We start from the raw sequence: 2,852 nt of genomic DNA, 5'->3' as shown, positions 1-2,852 counted from the left end.
ACCGCCGGGGCCGCGGCCGCCGCGAGGGCTTCGAGACCACCGGCACCGAGCCGCAGATCGGCGAGGACGACGTCCTGATCCCGGTCGCGGGCATCCTCGACATCCTCGACAACTACGCGTTCGTGCGCACCTCCGGCTACCTGCCGGGCCAGAACGACGTCTACGTCTCGCTCGCCCAGGTCCGCAAGAACGGCCTGCGCAAGGGCGACGCCATCACCGGCGCGGTGCGCCAGCCGCGTGACGGCGAGCGCCGCGAGAAGTTCAACGCCATGGTGCGGCTGGACTCGGTCAACGGCATGGACCCGGAGAGCGGCCGCGGCCGCCCCGAGTTCAACAAGCTGACCCCGCTCTACCCGCAGGAGCGGCTGCGCCTGGAGACCGACCCGGGCGTGCTGACCACCCGGATCATCGACCTGGTGTCGCCGATCGGCAAGGGCCAGCGCGGTCTGATCGTCGCGCCGCCGAAGACCGGCAAGACCATGGTGCTGCAGGCGGTCGCCAACGCGATCACCCACAACAACCCCGAGTGCCACCTGATGGTCGTCCTGGTCGACGAGCGTCCGGAAGAGGTCACCGACATGCAGCGGTCGGTGAAGGGCGAGGTCATCTCCTCGACCTTCGACCGCCCGGCGGAGGACCACACCACCGTCGCCGAGCTGGCCATCGAGCGCGCCAAGCGCCTGGTGGAGCTGGGCCACGACGTGGTCATCCTGCTGGACTCGATCACCCGTCTGGGCCGTGCCTACAACCTGGCGGCGCCGGCCTCCGGCCGCATCCTGTCCGGTGGTGTCGACTCGACCGCGCTGTACCCGCCGAAGAAGTTCTTCGGTGCCGCGCGCAACATCGAGAACGGCGGCTCGCTGACCATCCTGGCCACCGCGCTGGTCGAGACCGGCTCGCGGATGGACGAGGTGATCTTCGAGGAGTTCAAGGGCACCGGCAACATGGAGCTCAAGCTCGACCGGAAGCTCTCGGACAAGCGCATCTTCCCGGCCGTCGACGTGGACGCCTCCAGCACCCGCAAGGAGGAGATCCTGCTCGGCGGCGAGGAGCTCGCCATCGTCTGGAAGCTGCGCCGGGTGCTGCACGCGCTCGACTCGCAGCAGGCGATCGAGCTGCTGCTGGACAAGATGAAGCAGACCAAGAGCAACGCCGAGTTCCTGATGCAGATCGCCAAGACGACCCCCGGGTCGGGCGACTGACGGCGTAGGACGCGTTCGTAGGACGCGTTCAGGCACCGGGCCGGTTTGTTCCAGACTTGGGACGTCTTGAGGCCATTTCGGTGGCTTGTCCGATTTACTCTGGACCGTATGGCCGAACACAAGAGGGTCCCGAGCCGCCGCCGCAGGCTCCTGCGCGCGGCCGCGTGCGCCGTCGCCGCGCTCGTCGTGCTCGGCGCGGGCGCGGCCGGGTACGCCTACCTGCGGCTGGACGGCAACCTCAAGAGCGTCGACATCGACGCCCGGCTCGGCACCGCCCGGCCGCCGGCCGCCACCGACGGCTCCTTCAACCTGCTGGTGCTCGGCTCCGACTCGCGCTCCGGCGGCAACGCGGACCTGGCCGGCGGGGACACCGGCGGCACCGCCCGCTCGGACACCGCGATGGTGGTGCACGTCAGCCAGGACCACTCGCGCGCCGACGTGGTGTCCATCCCGCGCGACACCCTCGTCCCGCGCCCCGAGTGCACCGGCCCGCAGGGCAAGGCGGTGCCGGCCGCCAAGCGCGCGATGTTCAACAGCGCCTACGAGGCCGGCGGCGCGGCCTGCGCGGTCAAGACCGTGGAGCAGCTCAGCGGGCTGCGGATGGACCACTACGTCGAGGTGGACTTCAACGGCTTCGCCCGGCTGGTGGACGCGATAGGCGGGGCCACCGTGACCACCACGGTGGCCATCCACGACAAGGACAGCGGCCTGGACCTGCCGCCCGGCGAGCACCACCTGGACGGCCGGCAGGCGCTCGCCTTCGTCCGCACCCGGCACGGCGTCGGCGACGGCAGCGACCTCGGCCGGATCGAGCTGCAGAAGCAGATGGTCCGCTCGCTGCTCCAGCAGGTCCGCGGCGTCGGGCTGCTGGGCAACCCGGCCAAGCTCTGGTCGGTCGGCGACACCCTGACCCGCTCGATCACCACCGACTCGGCGCTCGCCTCGGTCAACGCGCTGGTCGGGCTGGCCCAGGAGCTCAAGGGCATCGGGCCGGACGGGCTCGCCATGGTCACCCTGCCCGTGACGGCGGCCCCGGGCGCCCCGGACCGGGTGGTCCAGCGGCAGCCCCAGGCGGACCAGCTCTGGGCGGCCCTGAAGGCCGACCGGCCGGTGCCGGAGGCGGTGGTGGCCGCCCAGCCGCGCAACCCCGCCCAGGCCACCCCCACGGCGCCCGCCACGGCCCCGGCGAAGGCGCCCGCGAAGCGCTCCTGAAGCACCTCGGAGGCGGCCCCGGGCGGCCCGGAATATCCGGCGGAGCCCCCCGGTTTGGGAAGAGGCGGCCGGTCCTGGCAGACTGGACCGTCGGTCCCGGTTCACGAGTGGCGTTCCAAGCCGCCGACCCGGTGCCCTCCCGAACACTAGGAGAACCCCTTGAAGCCCAACGTTCACCCCGAGTACGTGGTCACCCATGTGACCTGCACCTGCGGTGCCGAGTTCACCACCCGCTCGACCGAGACCAGTGGCGAGATCCGCGCCGAGGTCTGCTCGCAGTGCCACCCGTTCTACACCGGCAAGCAGAAGATCCTCGACACCGGTGGCCGCGTGGCCCGCTTCGAGGCCCGCTTCGGCAAGCAGCACAGCGCGAAGGCCTAGCGCTCCCTCGGCGCCGGTTCCCGGTGCCCCCGAACTCGTTTCCGGGGGTGCTTGGGG

General features: G+C 71.4%; 3 protein-coding genes. All 3 read left to right on the top strand.

All coding sequences use genetic code 11. The features are described from left to right. Positions 1-1,202, top strand: a 1,202-nt coding sequence (gene rho, locus ABD308_RS01555) for a transcription termination factor Rho (RefSeq protein ID WP_344324267.1), incomplete at its 5' end; no start/stop codon positions are given. A 108-nt stretch (positions 1,203-1,310) separates the two neighbouring features. Further along, positions 1,311-2,414: an LCP family protein gene (locus ABD308_RS01550; protein WP_344324264.1), complete on the top strand. Its 1,104-nt coding sequence runs from the start codon at positions 1,311-1,313 to the stop codon at positions 2,412-2,414. 159 nt (positions 2,415-2,573) lie between these two features. Next, positions 2,574-2,795 (top strand): 50S ribosomal protein L31, encoded by a 222-nt coding sequence (gene rpmE / locus ABD308_RS01545; RefSeq protein ID WP_329489607.1) that lies wholly within the window; start codon positions 2,574-2,576, stop codon positions 2,793-2,795. Positions 2,796-2,852 lie beyond the last annotated feature (57 nt).

The sequence above is a fragment of the Kitasatospora putterlickiae genome, assembly GCF_039527695.1.
Lineage (GTDB): Bacteria > Actinomycetota > Actinomycetes > Streptomycetales > Streptomycetaceae > Kitasatospora > Kitasatospora putterlickiae.
This window is presented reverse-complemented; position numbering and strand designations above follow the sequence as displayed.